Origin of the sequence: Streptomyces sp. NPDC093064, from assembly GCF_044754605.1 — a bacterium.
Taxonomy (GTDB): domain Bacteria; phylum Actinomycetota; class Actinomycetes; order Streptomycetales; family Streptomycetaceae; genus Streptomyces.
Window position 1 is genome coordinate 101,384 of sequence record NZ_JBIVPK010000015.1, and the last position, 15,525, is coordinate 116,908.

Annotated in this window: 13 protein-coding genes; 11 read left to right on the forward strand and 2 right to left on the reverse strand. The window is 71.8% G+C overall.

The features are described from left to right. Window positions 1-50: 50 nt before the first annotated feature. A complete protein-coding gene (locus ACIQFZ_RS20090) occupies window positions 51-860 on the reverse strand; it encodes an NAD(P)-dependent oxidoreductase (RefSeq protein WP_365420913.1) in 810 nt (269 codons plus the stop codon). Window positions 861-1,116: 256 nt separating this feature from the next. On the opposite strand from ACIQFZ_RS20090, the gene ACIQFZ_RS20095 reads away from it, so the two are divergent. Then, entirely contained in the window at window positions 1,117-2,280 is a 1,164-nt protein-coding gene (locus tag ACIQFZ_RS20095; RefSeq protein ID WP_402691806.1) for a hypothetical protein, read from the forward strand. Here the strand turns inward: ACIQFZ_RS20095 and ACIQFZ_RS20100 are convergent. After that, complete coding sequence (locus ACIQFZ_RS20100) at window positions 2,217-3,449, reverse strand: MFS transporter (RefSeq protein WP_402691807.1); 1,233 nt, start codon at window positions 3,447-3,449, stop codon at window positions 2,217-2,219. The genes ACIQFZ_RS20095 and ACIQFZ_RS20100 overlap by 64 nt on opposite strands. A 585-nt stretch (window positions 3,450-4,034) precedes the next feature. Here ACIQFZ_RS20100 and ACIQFZ_RS20105 point away from each other — a divergent pair. From ACIQFZ_RS20105 to ACIQFZ_RS20150, 10 genes are all read left to right on the forward strand, one after another. After that, window positions 4,035-4,622, forward strand: coding sequence for a TIGR03086 family metal-binding protein (locus ACIQFZ_RS20105; RefSeq protein WP_383057394.1), 588 nt, complete (start codon window positions 4,035-4,037; stop codon window positions 4,620-4,622). Between the two features lie 520 nt (window positions 4,623-5,142). Continuing rightward, window positions 5,143-5,811 (forward strand): GntR family transcriptional regulator, encoded by a 669-nt coding sequence (locus tag ACIQFZ_RS20110; protein ID WP_365777018.1) that lies wholly within the window; start codon window positions 5,143-5,145, stop codon window positions 5,809-5,811. Beyond that, window positions 5,808-6,716 (forward strand): dihydrodipicolinate synthase family protein, encoded by a 909-nt coding sequence (locus ACIQFZ_RS20115; RefSeq protein ID WP_402691808.1) that lies wholly within the window; start codon window positions 5,808-5,810, stop codon window positions 6,714-6,716. Before ACIQFZ_RS20110 ends, ACIQFZ_RS20115 begins: the two co-directional genes overlap by 4 nt. Continuing rightward, a complete protein-coding gene (araD, locus tag ACIQFZ_RS20120) occupies window positions 6,713-8,452 on the forward strand; it encodes an L-arabinonate dehydratase (RefSeq protein ID WP_402691809.1) in 1,740 nt (579 codons plus the stop codon). The genes ACIQFZ_RS20115 and araD overlap by 4 nt, the downstream gene beginning before the upstream one ends. A 124-nt stretch (window positions 8,453-8,576) precedes the next feature. Next, window positions 8,577-9,509 carry a sugar ABC transporter permease gene (locus ACIQFZ_RS20125; protein WP_365420892.1) on the forward strand — a complete coding sequence of 311 codons (933 nt, stop codon included), beginning with the start codon at window positions 8,577-8,579 and terminating at the stop codon, window positions 9,507-9,509. Continuing rightward, the gene (locus tag ACIQFZ_RS20130; protein WP_376651371.1) at window positions 9,506-10,390 is read left to right on the forward strand and encodes a carbohydrate ABC transporter permease; all 885 of its coding nucleotides are present in this window, start codon (window positions 9,506-9,508) and stop codon (window positions 10,388-10,390) included. Before ACIQFZ_RS20125 ends, ACIQFZ_RS20130 begins: the two co-directional genes overlap by 4 nt. Beyond that, on the forward strand, window positions 10,387-11,580 hold the full coding sequence (locus ACIQFZ_RS20135) for a Gfo/Idh/MocA family protein (protein WP_402691810.1): 1,194 nt from the start codon (window positions 10,387-10,389) through the stop codon (window positions 11,578-11,580). The genes ACIQFZ_RS20130 and ACIQFZ_RS20135 overlap by 4 nt, the downstream gene beginning before the upstream one ends. Then, window positions 11,577-12,416: a PmoA family protein gene (locus ACIQFZ_RS20140; RefSeq protein WP_402691811.1), complete on the forward strand. Its 840-nt coding sequence runs from the start codon at window positions 11,577-11,579 to the stop codon at window positions 12,414-12,416. The genes ACIQFZ_RS20135 and ACIQFZ_RS20140 overlap by 4 nt, the downstream gene beginning before the upstream one ends. A 183-nt stretch (window positions 12,417-12,599) precedes the next feature. Then, window positions 12,600-13,940, forward strand: a complete 1,341-nt coding sequence (locus tag ACIQFZ_RS20145) for an ABC transporter substrate-binding protein (RefSeq protein ID WP_376651369.1) — start codon at window positions 12,600-12,602, stop codon at window positions 13,938-13,940. A 133-nt stretch (window positions 13,941-14,073) separates the two neighbouring features. Further along, on the forward strand, window positions 14,074-15,393 hold the full coding sequence (locus tag ACIQFZ_RS20150; RefSeq protein WP_402691812.1) for a polysaccharide lyase family 1 protein: 1,320 nt from the start codon (window positions 14,074-14,076) through the stop codon (window positions 15,391-15,393). The last annotated feature ends 132 nt before the right edge of the window (window positions 15,394-15,525 follow it).

The window sequence follows — 15,525 nt, forward strand, 5'->3', positions numbered from 1 at the left end:
GGGCCCGTTCGGTGCCCGCCCGCCCTCGGCTGCGTCGATTTTCCGCCGGGTCAGTACGGCCAGATGGGCGGGTCCGTCACGAAGGGGCCGCCGATGTACACATGGGCCTTGTTGTCCGGGTCGAGCTCGCCCTGCTCGGCGATCAGCTTCTCGGCGTACTGCTCCGAGTCGTCCCGCGGCTCGTAGCCGAGCGCCCGCGCGCTGGTCAGGTCCAGCCACAGGCGGGTGTTGGCGGAGGCGCCGTGGACGACGGTGTGGCCCACGTTCTCGGCGGTCAGGGCCGCGTGGAAGAGGCGGGCGCCGTCGGCGGGGCTCATCCACATGGAGAGCATCCGCACACTGGTCGGCTCGGGGAAGCAGGAGCCGATGCGCACCGAGACGGTCTCCAGGCCGTGCTTGTCCCAGTAGAGCTGGGCGAGGTCCTCGCCGAAGGACTTGGACAGGCCGTAGAAGGTGTCCGGGCGGCGCGGGGTCTCGATCGGCAGGAGTGGCTCGCCGGGGCCGGGGTGCGGGGTGTGGCCCACCACGTGGTTGGAGGAGGCGAAGACGATCCGCCGCACGCCCTCCTCGCGGGCCGCCTCGTACAGGTGGTACGTGCCCTCGATGTTGGCCTTGAGGACCTTCTCGAAGGGGGCCTCCAGGGAGATGCCCGCGAGATGGACGACCGCGTCGACGCCCCGGACGGCCTCGCGCAGGGCGTCCCGGTCGGAGAGGTCCGCGACGATCGCGTCCGGCTCGCCCTCGATGGGCCGCATGTCCAGCAGGCGCAGCTCGTAGCCGTACTCGGGCAGCAGGCCCCGCATCAGGGTGCCGAGCCCGCCGGCGGCGCCGGTGAGCAGAACGGTGCGGGGAGCGGGCATCCTCGGTCTCCTTGCACGGGTCGGTCCTATGTGTGGACACGATTCACATGGATGGACACGCTATGAACAGTGTCCGTACCCCGTCAAGTGTGTCGTGAACTCGCGAAATCCGCTCCTGTGTTGCCAGTTTGCGCGCTTGACCTGCCCGAATGGGGGCTCCTAACGTGATCGCGTTCATGAACATGGACATTGCCCAGAAACGTGCACCCGCCCGGCTGATCGAGCGTGGCCGCGCGCTGCTCGACGAGGAGGAAGCGTGAAGACCTCGGCCTTCGTCTACCCCTGGGACGTCAACGGCGACCCCGAGGCGCCCGGCCGCCTGGCCGCCCTCGGAGTGGAGCAGGTGACGCTCGCCGCGGCCTACCACTCCACGCGCGCGCTGACCCCCCGCCACCCGCGCCACCGCGTGGTCACCGCCGAGCACGCCGCCGCGCTGTACCCGGTGGACGACCGCTGGGAGGGCCGGACGCTGCGCCCGTACCCGGCCGGCGACTGGGCGCCGGGCGACGCGTACGGCGAGGCGGCGGCGGCCTTGGCCGAGGCCGGGTTGGAGGTGCACACCTGGGTCGTCCTCGCGCACAACTCCCGCCTGGGCGCGGAGCATCCGGACACCTCCGTCGTCAACGCCTACGGCGACCGCTACCCGTGGGCGCCGTGCGTCGCCCAGCCCGCCACGCGCGCGTACTTGACCGAACTGGCCGCCGAGGCGGCCGTCCGGCCCGGGGCGCGCGGCACCGAGCTGGAGTCCCTCGGCTGGTACGGGCTCGCCCATCTGCACGCCCACGACAAGACCGCCGGGGTGGGTCTCGGGGACGCCGGGCAGTACCTGATGTCCCTGTGCTTCTGCCCCGCCTGCCGTGCCGGCTACGGCGAACAGGGCCTCGAACCGGATGAGTTGGCGCGGGCAGTGCGGAGCGCGCTGGAACCGGTGTGGCAGGGGGCGCCCTCCGACGGTGGCTGGGCCGGCGTGGTGAAACTGCTCGGCGAGACCAGGGCGGACACCACCCGTGCATGGCGCGACCGCACCGCCCGCACCCTCCAGGAGGCGGCGGTCGCGGCGGTCCGCGCGGCGGCCCCCGACGGCTTCCAGGTCCTTCTGCACGCCGACCCGGTGTCCTACCACTGCGGCGCCAACGCCGGTGTCGACCCCGCCCACATCCTGTCCGTGGCGGACGGCGTGGTGGTCCCCTGCACGGGCGGTTCCGGCCCGCTGACCCCGTTCGCCGAACAGGGCCGTCCGGGCGCCGTCCTGGCCGCCAACTTCACGATCGTCTCCGGCATGGGCGGCAGCCACGGCACCCTGGGCCGGGACGTCGCCCGGGCATGCGACCTGGGGGCGACGGAACTGCGGCTCTATCACGCCGGGTTGGCGTCGGACGGCGACTTGGCGGAGGCGCGCTCGGCGCTCGCGGGCCGGTGAAGCAACGCCCCCGACGCCACCAGCAGTCCCAGGCCCAGGACGGTCAGCAGCACGGGGAGGCCGACGGCGCCGACCAGGGCGGCACCCGCGGCCAGGCCGAGGACGTTGGGCACGAAGAGCAGGGTGTGGGCGGTGGCGGTCGCACGGCCGAGCAACTGTGCCGGACTCTCGCGCTGGACCGCGGTGAGCGCGGCGATCAGTACGCAGGGCAGACCCGCCCCGATCGCCGCGCTGCACATCAGGGCCACCGGGTCGGACGGGATCGCGCGCAGGGCCACGCCGACGGCCGTGAGGGCGATGCCGCAGGCCGCGAAGCGGCGGCCGCCCAGGCGGCGCAGGGCCGTCCCGGAGGCGAGGCCGACCGCGACCGAGCCTGCGCCCTGGACGGCGTACAGCACCCCGGCGTACGCGGGCGCGCGGCCGAGGCCGTCGACGACGGCGTAGACCAGCGCGCCGTTCACCCCGGTCCACAGCATCGTGGCGCCGCCGGCCAGTACCAGGGGCCGCAGCCGCGGGTGGGACCACAGGTGGCGGGCGCCCTCGGCGGTCTGCGTGCGCCAGGAGCCCTCGGGCCGGCGGGGCTTGTCCTCACGGACCCGCAGCAGTGCGTACAGGCCGGCGGCGAGCAGGAACGTGGCCGCGTCGAGCAGGGCCACGCAGCGGCCGCCGTACGCCGCGTACAGGCCCGCGCCCGCCAGCGGGGCCAGCAGCTTCATGCCCTCGTTGGCGGTCATCCGCAGCCCGTTGAAGTCGCCGAGCAGCTTCGGGTCGACGGCGGTGGCGACGAGCGCCGACTGCGCCGCGTCCTCCACGACACCCGTGGCGCCGTAGAGGAAGAGCACCCCGTACAGCACCCAGACGCGGCCGGGGGAGTCGAGGGTGAGGAGGGCGAGCAGGAGCGCCGCCAGCAGCAGGTTCGCGGCGATCAGCAGGGGGCCGCGGCGGACGCGGTCGGCGAGCGTGCCGAGCACCGGGCCGGCCGGGGTGGGCGCCCACATCGCCAGCAGGCACAGCGCGGCCAGCCCGTTCGAGCCGGTGAGGTCCTTGACCCACACCCCCGAGGCCAGCCACAGCGCCGACGTGCCGAAACCGGAGACCACCACAGCGGCCAGACACAGCCCCGCCGCGCGGTTCCGCAGCACCCGAACCAGGGTCCATTCAGTCGTCATACCGCCCGATCGTCACCCTAAGGCCCCACCCCACGGATCCGTCAGGTGCCGTAGAGCCCGGGCCCGCCCGGCGGACAATCCGCTGGTGGTCGTGGGTCATGTCACGGGGGTGTGGACGGGTGGCGAGTGGTGGGACCGGGGGCCTGAGCGTGGGTGTTGAGTTCCGGTCGGACGGGGTTGTACCAGGAGTCGTCGATCGCGCCGCCGGGGCGTGGTCGGGTTCCGGCGGTCCCGTTCCGGGACGGCTCGTGGCGGCCGGTCCTCGCCGGTCATGCGACTGAGGCGTGGTCGCGCACGGCTGGGCGGGTGGTGGGGGGAGTTCGTCCGTGGCGGGTGGCTTGCGTCGGTGCGGGCCGGAGGCCAGGGCGTGGGTGTCGAGTTCTGGCCGGGGCGGAGTCCGCCGAGGGCCGTGGGTCGCGCCGCCGGGACGCGGTCGGGTGACGGCGGTCCCGTTCCGGGGCGGTTCGTGGCGGGCGGTCCGCGTTGATGGGGTCCCGGCCGGCAGGTCGCCGTGTCGTGTGGGCGATGAGTTTTGGGGGCGGCGGCGGTCCACCTCCTGTACGTAAGAGCAAGAGTGGAGGAGCGATGACCGACACGATCCTTGATCTCGGTCCGCAGGCCCGTCTCGTGGCGCGGCTTGCCGAGGGTGTGCGTGAGGAGCAGCTCGGCGCGGTGACACCGTGCCCGGACTACGCGGTGCGCAACCTGCTGGGACACCTGATCGGCCTGGCGGTGGCCTTCCGGGACGCGGGCCGCAAGGACCTGGGCGTCACGACTGACACCAGCCCCGACGCCGCCGCGCCCGACCTCGGCCCCGGCTGGCGCGAGGAGCTGCCCAAGGCCCTCGACGAGCTCGCCGAGGTCTGGCGCGACCCGGCCGCCTGGACCGGCATGACCCGTGCAGGCGGCGTGGACCTGCCGGGCCAGGTCGCCGGGGCGGTGGCCGCCGACGAGTTGGTGATCCACGGCTGGGACCTGGCCCGCGCCACCGGCCAGGACTACGAGCCCGACCCCACCGCACTGCGGGCGTCGTACGGCTTCCTGCGCGCGGCAGCCGACGAACCGAACCGCGGCAACGGCCCGTTCGGACTCGTCGTCCCCGTCCCCGAGGACGCCCCGCTGCTCGACCGGGCAGTGGGCCTGAGCGGCCGCGATCCCGGTTGGAAGCCCTGAACGGCCGAGGGCCGGCAAGCATCAGTCCGAACACGAGCCGATCTGACCGGAGTTGCGGCGGCACACGCTTTCGGCCGCCGTGATCCCGGACCCCACGCCCCGCGACCGCACGCAGCGTTCGCGGGGCTTCTTCTTGCCGCTTGCCGCTCGGCGCCCAATCTCCGCGCGAGACAGCCCTGCCACGTGCGTTGTCACCCATGGCACGGAGGCAGGCCCACAGGTCGTGCGCACGCTCCTCGACGGTCCGTGGCCGGCCTACCGGCCGTCGACATCCCCGCCGAACCGCATCGCGAAGGCGAACGCCCGAAGCGCCTCACCACCCCCCACCCATTGCCGAGTTCGCGTGCCCCGCACCCGCCGTTCCTCGGCGCGATTTCCCGTGTCGGAGGCATTGACGAAACCCCGTGCCCCTCTTACCTTCATCGCGTCGTACTTCGTACGTCATATATGAGACGCGATACGCGAGATCAGAACTCGCGATCCGAGCCGTGATGTGATCGACGAGATCCGAGAGGCGCGCATGACCTCTGTGCCCACGCCGATCCCCTCCCGTACGCAGGTCGTACTGGAAGGGATCAAACACCGCATCCTCACCGGGCGGCTGACGCCAGGTCAGGCCCTGGTCGAGACCGAACTCGCCGCTCAGTTCGGGGTGTCCAAGACACCGGTGCGCGAGGCGCTGAAGACCCTGGCCGGGACCGGACTGGTCGTGATGAACCAGTACAAGGGCGTCACGGTGCGCGAAGTGGACGCGGACATGGCACGCGAGGTCTACGACGTGCGGCTGCTGCTGGAGCCGGAGGCGCTGAGGCGCTCGGTGCGCCGCGGCGCCACCCTGGACGCCGCCCGCGACGCGCTGAAGCAGGCCGCCGAGGCCGCCGACACCGCCGAACGCTCCCTCGCCAACCGCGAGTTCCACCGCGCCCTCTACCTGCCCTGTGGCAACCCGCTGCTCGGCCGGATGCTCGACGAGGTCCGCGACCAGGCCGCCCTCGTCTCCGCCGTCGCCTGGTCCGCCGACCCCTCCTGGGACCGGGAGGCCACCGAGCACCGGGAGATCCTGCGGCTCGCCCTGGAGGGCGACGCCGACGGCGCGGCCCGCGCCCTCCACGCCCACATCGCGTCGTTCGTGCAACGGGCCTTTCCCTCAGCGGAGTCGAAGGCCCAGGGAGAGGACGGTCAGGCATGACAACGGCGTTCGAGACCCAGCGGGCGGCCCTGGCCGACGTGGTGGCGATCCCGGTGACCCCGTTCACCGAGGACGGCGGCGTCGACAGCGTCACCTACCGGGCCCTGCTGCGCCGTCTGCTCGACGGCGGCATCACGACCCTCACGCCCAACGGCAACACCGGCGAGTTCTACGCCCTCACCCCCGAGGAGCGGCAGCAGGTCACCGAGATGACCGTCGAGGAGACCGGGGACCGGGCGAACATCCTGGTCGGCGTCGGCCACGACGTGCCCACCGCGGTCGCCTCCGCCCGGCAGGCCCACGAGCTGGGCGCGCAGATGGTCATGGTCCACCAGCCCGTGCACCCCTACGTCTCCCAGGGCGGTTGGGTCGACTACCACCGCGCGATCGCCGAGGCCGTGCCCGAGCTGGGCGTCGTCCCCTACATCCGCAACGCCCAGCTCCCCGGCGCCCGCCTGGCCGAACTCGCCGACGCCTGCCCGAACGTCATCGGCGTCAAGTACGCCGTACCGGACGCCAGCCGCTTCGGCGCCTTCGCCCGCGACGCGGGCCTGGACAGGTTCGTGTGGGTCGCCGGCCTCGCCGAGCCCTACGCCCCCTCCTACTTCTCCGCCGGCGCCACCGGCTTCACGTCCGGCCTGGTCAACGTCGCCCCGGCCGTCTCCGTCAGCATGCTTGAGGCGCTCAGGGCCGGCGACTACCCGGCCGCGATGAAGGTCTGGGAGCGGATCCGCCGCTTCGAGGAGCTGCGCGCGGCCAACGGGTCCGCGAACAACGTCACCGTCGTCAAGGAGGCTCTCGCCGCGCTCGGCCTGTGCCGCCGGGACGTGCGCCCGCCGAGCAAGCCGCTGCCGGAGAGCGAACGCGCCGAGGTCGCCGCCATCGCCGCCGGGTGGTCGATATGACTGCCCGGCCGGGCGACAGGCGCCCGGAGGACCTGCGCAGCCACCAGTGGTACGGCACCGACGGCCTGCGCTCCTTCAGCCACCGCGCCCGCACCCGCCAGCTCGGCTACCTGCCCGAGGAGCACCTGGGCAAGCCGGTCGTCGCGATCCTCAACACCTGGTCCGACATCAACCCCTGCCACGTCCACCTGCGCGACCGCGCCCAGGCGGTCAAGCGCGGGGTGTGGCAGGCGGGCGGCTTCCCGCTGGAGTTCCCGGTCTCCACGCTCAGCGAGACCTTCCAGAAGCCGACCCCGATGCTCTACCGCAACATGCTCGCCATGGAGACCGAGGAGCTGCTGCGCTCCTACCCGGTCGACGGCGCCGTCCTGATGGGCGGCTGCGACAAGTCCACCCCCGCCCTCCTGATGGGCGCGGCGAGCGTCGACCTGCCCACCGTCTTCGTGCCCGCCGGGCCCATGCTGCCCGGCCACTGGCGGCGTGAGGTCCTCGGCTCCGGCACCGACATGTGGAAGTACTGGGACGACAAGCGGGCCGGCCTGATCGGCGACTGCGAGATGGCCGAGCTGGAGAGCGGCCTGGCCCGCTCGCCCGGCCACTGCATGACCATGGGCACGGCCTCCACGCTGACCGCCGCCGCCGAGGCCCTCGGAGTGACCGTCCCCGGCGCCTCCAGCATCCCGGCCGTGGACTCCGGGCACGACCGGATGGCGGCCAGGGCGGGCATGACCATCGTCGAACTCGTCCGCAAGGACCGGAGACTGAGCGAGATCCTGACCCGCGAGGCGTTCGAGGACGCGGTCACCACCGTCCTCGGGCTCGGCGGCTCCACCAACGCCGTGATCCATCTGATCGCCATGGCGGGCCGCGCGGGTGTCCGGCTCACCCTCGACGACTTCGACCGCATCGCCCGCACCGTCCCGGTCCTCGCCAACGTCCGCCCCGGCGGCCGGACGTACCTCATGGAGGACTTCCACTTCGCCGGCGGCCTGCCCGGCTTCCTCTCCCGCATCCCGGACCTGCTCCACCTGGACCGGCCGACGGTGTCGTACGACACCCTGCGCGAGCAGATCGCCGGCGCGCAGGTGCACGACGACGACGTGATCCGGCCCCGCGGCAACCCGGTCGCGGACGAGGGCGGCGTGGCGGTGCTGCGCGGCAACCTCTGCCCGGACGGCGCCGTCATCAAGCACATCGCCGCCGAGCCGCACCTGCTCAAGCACACCGGCCCCGCCGTCGTCTTCGACGACTACCGGACCATGCAGCGCACCATCAACGATCCCTCGCTCGGCATCACCGCCGACAGTGTGCTCGTGCTGCGCGGCTCCGGCCCCAAGGGCGGACCCGGAATGCCCGAGTACGGCATGCTGCCCATCCCCGATCACCTGCTCAAGCAGGGCGTGCGGGACATGGTCCGGATCTCCGACGCCCGCATGAGCGGCACGAGTTACGGCGCCTGCGTGCTGCACGTCGCCCCCGAGAGCCACGTCGGCGGACCGCTGGCGCTGGTGCGCACGGGCGACCCGATCACCCTCGACGTCGAGGACCGCACTCTCCGACTCCACGTGGACGACGAGGAGTTGGAGCGCCGCAGGGCCGAGTGGACGCCGCCGCCCGCGCGTTACGAGCGCGGCTACGGCGCCCTGTACTCCGAACAGATCACCCAGGCCGACACCGGATGCGACTTCGAGTTCCTGGCCCGGCCCGGAAACGTGCCGGACCCGTACGCCGGGTAGCCGGCCCGGCCTGCCCGGAACGAACCGCCCCACCCTTGCCCCTCCGTCGAAGTGCTTCACCCACGTGTGGATAGCAAGCGCTTCCTATGGACTGCCGCACTGCCCCACTCCGAGGAGAACAGTCATGGCCCAAGCCGCAGCCGTGGCGAAACCGCCCGCGCCACCCCGGCGGCGCCGTGCCTCCGCCACGCCGCGCAGGCTTCCGTACCTGCTGATCGCCCCGGCCGCCCTGCTCATGCTGGGCTTCATCGCCTACCCGGTGCTCAGCGTCTTCTACTACAGCCTGCAGAACTACAACCCCACCAAGCCGTGGCGGAACGGATACGCGGGCTTCGACAACTTCGTCCACGCCTTCACCCAGGACCCCCAGTTCTGGGACACGTTGATCTTCAGCGCCAAGTGGGTGGTCGTCGAGGTCGGGCTGCAACTGCTCTTCGGACTCGCGCTCGCCCTGATCGTCAACCAGACCTTCGTGGGCCGCGGGCTCGGCCGGGCCCTGGTGTTCTCGCCGTGGGCCGTCTCCGGCGTGCTCACCTCCGCGATCTGGGTGCTGCTCTACAACTCCCAGACCGGCATCACCCGTTACCTCGCCGACATGGGCATCGGCTCCTACGGCACCAGCTGGCTGTCGGACACCTCCACCGTGTTCCCGGCGGCGGTGGTCGCCGACCTGTGGCGCGGGGTGCCCTTCTTCGCCATCCTCATCCTCGCCGACCTCCAGTCCGTCTCGACGGACCTGTACGAGGCCGCCGAGGTCGACGGGGCGAGCCGGCTCAAGCAGTTCTGGCACATCACCCTGCCCCATCTGAAGGACGCCATCGTCCTGTCCACGCTGCTGCGCGCGGTGTGGGAGTTCAACAACGTCGACCTGCTCTACACCCTCACCGGCGGCGGACCGGCCGGCGAGACGACCACCCTGCCGCTCTACATCGCCAACACCAGCGTCGACGCCCACAACTTCGGCTACGCCTCCGCCCTGACCACGGTGGCGTTCGTCATCCTGCTCTTCTGCTCGATCGTCTATCTGCGGCTGAGCAAGTTCGGAGGTGAGAAGTGATCACCGAGATCGCGCCCGCGCCCGAGCGCGTGGTGTCCGAGCCTTCCCGGCCGCGCGGCAGGCGCCGCGCCTGGGACGAGGTCCCGCGCTGGCACATCTATCTGCCGCTGTCCGTGTATCTGCTCTTCACCCTGATCCCCTTCTACTGGATCCTGCTGTTCGCGCTGCGCCCGGCCGGCTCCACCTCGCTGGTGCCCTGGCCGATGACCTTCGAACACTTCGAGAAGGTGTGGACCGAGCGGAGCTTCGGCCTCTACTTCCAGAACAGCGTGCTCGTCGGCGTCGCGACCCTGGTCCTCACCACGGTCGTCGCCCTGGCCGGCGGCTACGCGCTCGCCCGGTTCGACTTCCGGCTCAAGCGCGGCTTCATGCTCGCCCTGCTCTGCTCGCAGTTCGTGCCCGGCGCGCTGCTGCTTGTCCCGCTCTTCCAGATCTTCGCCAAGCTGTCGATGATCAACTCGCTGGGCAGCGTCGTCATCGCCGAGACCGTCTTCCAGCTTCCGCTGTCGATGATCCTGATCAGCGGCTTCATCAAGAACGTGCCCCCGTCCCTGGAGGAGGCCGCCTGGGTGGACGGCTGCAACCGCTTCTCCGCCTTCCGGATCGTCGTCCTGCCGCTGCTGCGGCCCGGGCTGATCGCCGTCGGCTCCTTCGCCTTCGTGCACGCCTGGAACCACTTCCTGTTCGCGCTGATGTTCCTCTCCGACCAGAGCAAGCAGACCATTCCGGTCGGCCTCAACACCCTGATGAGCGCGGACAGCGTCGACCTGGGCGCGCTGGCCGCGGGCGGCATCGTCGCCGCCGTACCGGTGGTGATCGTGTTCGCCTTCATCCAGAAGTGGCTGATCACCGGCTTCAGCGCGGGGGCGGTGAAGGGATGACGGCCACCACTCCACCGACGGCGGCCACCGCACCGACGGGCGCCACCACGCCGCTGCCGGTCGTACTCGCCGGTGCCCGCGGTCACGGCCGCTGGCACCTGGACAACATCCGCCGGCTCCAGGACCAGGGCCTCGTACGGCTCGTGGGCATCTGCGAGCTGACCCCGCTGGCCGAGGACGAGATACCCGGCGGCCTCGGCACACCGGCGCAGTCCGCCGACTTCGGCGCGCTGCTGGACGCCACCGGCGCGCGGATCGCGGTGATCTGCACGCCCATCCCGACCCACACCGACCTGGCGCTCATCGCCGCCGCGCGGGGCGTCCACCTCCTGCTGGAGAAGCCGCCCGCCCCCTCCTACGCGGAGTTCCGCCGGATGGCCGACGGGGTCGCCGAGGCGGGTGTCGCCTGTCAGATCGGCTTCCAGGCACTGGGCTCGCACGCGATGCCCGCGATCCGGGAGCTGGTCGCGAAGGGCATGATCGGGACGGTCACCGGGGTCGGCGCGGCGGGCGCCTGGGCGCGCGACGAGGCCTACTACCGGCGGGCGCCCTGGGCGGGCAGGCGCCGTCTGAACGGCGTCGACGTGGTCGACGGGGTGCTCACCAACCCCCTCGCGCATGCCGTGTCCACCGCGCTCGCCCTGCTCGGCGCCACCCGCGCCGAGGACATCACCGGCATCGAGACCGAGCTGTGGCGGGCCAACGCCATCGAGGCCGACGACACCTCCTGCGTCCGCGTCACCACCCCGCACGGCCGGGCCGCCGTCGCGGCGACCCTGTGCGCCGAGCGCCCCGACGACCCGTACGTCATGGTGCACGGCAGCAGCGGCCGGATCACCTTCTGGTACAAGCAGGACCGGGCGCTGCTGCAACGGGCCGGCCACGGCCCGGAGGAGTTCGAGTACGGCCGCACCGACCTGCTGGAGAACCTGGTCGGCCATCTGACCACCGGGGCCGGACTGCTGGTCCCGCCCGCGTCCACGGGCGCCTTCATGCGGGTCGTCGAGGCGATCCGCACCGCCCCGGACCCCGGCGCGCTGCCGGCCGGCTTCTGGCGGCGCCTGGCCGACGAGGACCGCCGGGTCGTGCCCGGTGTCGACGGGCTCGTCGCGGCCGTCGCCGACACCCTCTCCCTGTACTCCGAGCTGGACGTCGACTGGGCGTCGCCGAAGGAGGTGGCCGTCGGATGACGGACTCCCCGGTCCTGCGCGTGGCGGGCCGCCCGGTCGCGCGCTACGTCACCCGGCCCGAGCTGCCCGACCGGCTCTCCCCGCGCCCCTATCTGCACCCCGTCACCACCCTGGCCGGCACCGCGGTCACCGAACTCGGCCCCTCCGACCACCTCCACCACCTCGGCGTCGGTGTCGCCGTTCCCGACGTCGAGGGGCACAACTTCTGGGGCGGGCGCACCTTCGTACGCGACCGGGGCCCGACCGAGCTGGACAACCACGGCGCCCAGCGGCACACCGGCTTCCCCCTGCGCGAGGCCGACCGGTTCGAGGAGGAGCTGCGCTGGGTGGCCGCGGGCCGTGAGCTGCTGCGCGAGCGGCGTACCGTCGAGGCCACCGGACTCACCGCCACCGCCTGGGCCCTGGACTTCACCGTCGCCCTCACCAACGTCACCCCCCGGGCGCTGTCGATCGGCAGCCCCGCCACCAACGGACGCCCCGGCGCGGCGTACGGCGGCTTCTTCTGGCGGGCTCGCAAGGAGGAGCGGCCCCCGCTCGTCCTCACCGCCGACCGGGACGGCGAGGCGGAGGCCCACGGCACCCGCGCCGACTGGGTGGCGCTCGTGGGCGGCACCTGGACGCTGGTGTTCGCCGGGGCCACCGACGCCACCCGCCGGGACGCCTGGTTCGTGCGGGCCGCGGAGTACCCGGCCGTGGGCTCGTCGCTGGCGGCCGAGCGGCGGCTCGCGATCGAGCCGGGCGAGACCGTCCTGCGCCGGGTCGTCACCGTCGTCGCCGACGGCCGGCTCGGCCGGGACGAGGCAGGGGAACTGGCCCGCGAGGCGGCCCGGTCATGAGGAAACCGCCCGTCGGGAACCCTCCCGCCCCCACCATGCCGTAACCCGCCCCGTCGTCGCCTCGGCCGGGAGCCGCCGTGGCACACCCCTCCAGCAAGCGCTTACCGGAAAGTGTCCCCGAATCCCCAGCCCCAAGCCCCAAGCTCCACCTCCGAGTTGGATCCAGAAGAAGAGAGCCGATCAATGAAGATCAACATCCGTAGAAGCAGGCGTGCCGCCGTGGCCGTCGTCCTGGGTTCCGCGCTCGCGCTGACCGCCACCGCGTGCGGTGACGACGGCAGCGCCTCCGGGAAGAGCAAGGGTTCCGAGGGCTCCGGCAAGGGCGAGATCACCTTCTGGGACAACAACGGCGGTGTGCGCACCGACGTCTGGAAGCAGATCATCGCGGACTTCGAGAAGAAGTACCCGGACATCAAGGTCAACTATGTCGGCATCCCGGCCGCGAGCGCCCAGTCCAAGTACGACACCGCCATCCAGGGCGGCGGTCTGCCGGACGTCGGCGGCGTGGGCACCGCGATGCTCGCCGAGATCGCCGCCCAGGGCGCCCTGGAGCCGCTGGACGGCCGGCTGGCGAAGAGCGAGCTGAACGGCAAGCTCAGCGAGAACGTGCTCGGCGTCAGCAAGGCGGCGGGCGGCGGCGACACCCTGTACCACGTGCCGACCTCGGTGAACAACGGCACGCTGTGGTACCGCACCGACCTGTTCAAGAAGGCGGGGCTGGACGCGCCGACCACCTGGGACACGTTCTACAAGGCTGCGGGCAAGCTCACGAACAAGGGCAAGAACGAGTTCGGCTTCACCATCCGCGGCGGCGAGGGCTCCATCGCGCCGGCCCTGGACGCGGTGTACGGGCAGACCGGCATCACCTCGTTCTGGGACGGCGACAAGACCACCGTCAACGACCCGAAGAACGTGGCGGCGCTGGAGAAGTACGTCGCGCTGTACAAGAAGGACACCCCGTCCGCCGACGTCAACAACGACTTCACCAAGATGGTCGCCCAGTGGGACAGCGGCACCATCGGCATGCTGAGCCACAACCTGGGCTCGTACCAGGACCACCTGAAGGCCCTCGGCAAGGACAAGTTCCGCGGCATCCCGAACCCCACGCTGGGCGACGGCACCCGGGTGCAGGTGTCCAACCCGGTCGACGGTGTCGGCCTGTTCAAGGCGAGCAAGAACAAGGCGGCCGCCTGGAAGTTCATCGAGTTCGCCGCCTCGGCCGCGGAGAACTCCAAGTTCAACGAGTCCGCCGGGCAGGTGCCCACCAACGTCGACGCCGCCGCGGACGCCTGGATCCAGCAGGCCGAGCCGACGAAGCTGGCGGCCGAGGCGCTGAACGGGGCCGACACGAAGATCGTCCAGCTGCCGTACTACCTGCCCGACTGGAACACCATCTCCAAGGCCGACAACGAGGCGAACTTCCAGAAGGTGCTGCTCGGCAAGATGAGCGCCAAGCAGTTCCTGGACACGCTGGCCGACCAGCTGAACAAGGCGCAGGCCGAGTGGAAGCAGAACCAGGGCTGACGCCGGCCGATGAAACGAAGGCGGACGGTCCGGGGGCTTGAGGCCGGTTCCGGGCCGTGGGCCGTCCGCGGCTGGGCGCGCGGTTCCCCGCGCCCCTTCTTGTCCCGCTCCCCGTTGAAAGAGGATCCGTACAGTGCGCACACAGAAATGTCATGAGCGTGTCATCGCTGCGGCCGTGGGCTGCACCGCCCTGGTGCTCGCCGTCACCGGCACCGCCGCCGCGGCCCCCGGGCCCCACACCCCCGACACCGCCCGCCAGGTGCTCGCGGCCAAGGACGGCTGGGGTTCCTACGGCACCGGCACCACCGGCGGCGCGCAGGCCGACGCCGCCCACACCTACACCGTCACCACCTGGGACGGCTTCAAGGCCGCGCTCGCCGCCGGCGGCAGCGCGCCGAAGATCATCAAGATCAAGGGCATGATCGACGCCGACGGCCCGAGCTGCTCCGCCTTCGAGGTGCCCGGCTACGACTTCGACACCTACCTGGAGACCTACGCGCCTCGGACGTGGGGCCGCGACCGGAACCTGGACGGCGAGCCCGACGACAGCCCCGAGGGCCTGCGCCGCGCCTCCGCCGCCCTCCAGGACAAGTACATCAAGGCGAACATCCCCGCCAACACCACCCTCGTCGGCGTCGGCGAGGACGCGGGCTTCAAGGGCGCCAGCCTTCAGATCAAGAACGTGGACAACATCATCGTCCGCAACCTCACCCTGGAGAGCCCGCTGGACTGCTTCCCGCAGTGGGACCCCACCGACACCGCCGACGGCAACTGGAACTCCGAGTACGACAGCGCGGTGATCACCGGCTCCACCCATGTCTGGATGGACCACAACACCTTCACCGACGGCGAGCACCCCAACAGCACCCTGCCGTACTACTACGGCCGGATCTTCGAGCAGCACGACGGCGAGCTGGACATTGTCAAGGGCGCCGACTACGTGACGGTCTCCTGGAACGTCTTCGAGGACCACGACAAGACCATCCTCATCGGCAACAGCGACAGCGCGTCCACCGCCGCGATCGACCGGGGCCACCTCAAGGTGACCCTGCACCACAACCTGTTCGAGAACCTCATCGAGCGGGCCCCGCGCGTCCGCTTCGGGCAGGTCGACTCCTACAACAACCACTTCGTGGCCAACACCGGCTACGGCTACAGCCTCGGCATCGGCATGGAGTCCCAACTCGTCGCCGAACACAACGCGTTCACGTTGGCGCCCGGCGTCGGCGCGGGCCGGATCCTCAAGAAGTGGAAGGACTCGCCGGTCACCGAGTCCCACAACTACGTCAACGGCAGGCTCACCGACCTGATCGCCGTGCACAACGCCCAGGTCCCCGACGAGATCCTCCAGCGAGGCGGGGACTGGACCCCGTCCCTGCGCACCCGGATCGACAGCCCGAAGGCGCTGCCGGGGATCGTCGACCACCAGGCGGGCGCCGGCCGTCTGCGCTGACGTCCCCCTCCCCGGGGGGGGGGGGGGGGGGCCCCCCCCCCCCCCCCCCCCCCCCCCCCCCCCCCGGGGGGGGGGGGGGGGCAAAACCGGGGGATGCAGGGGGCAGAGCCCCCGCCGGGGCCTGGGGCGGAG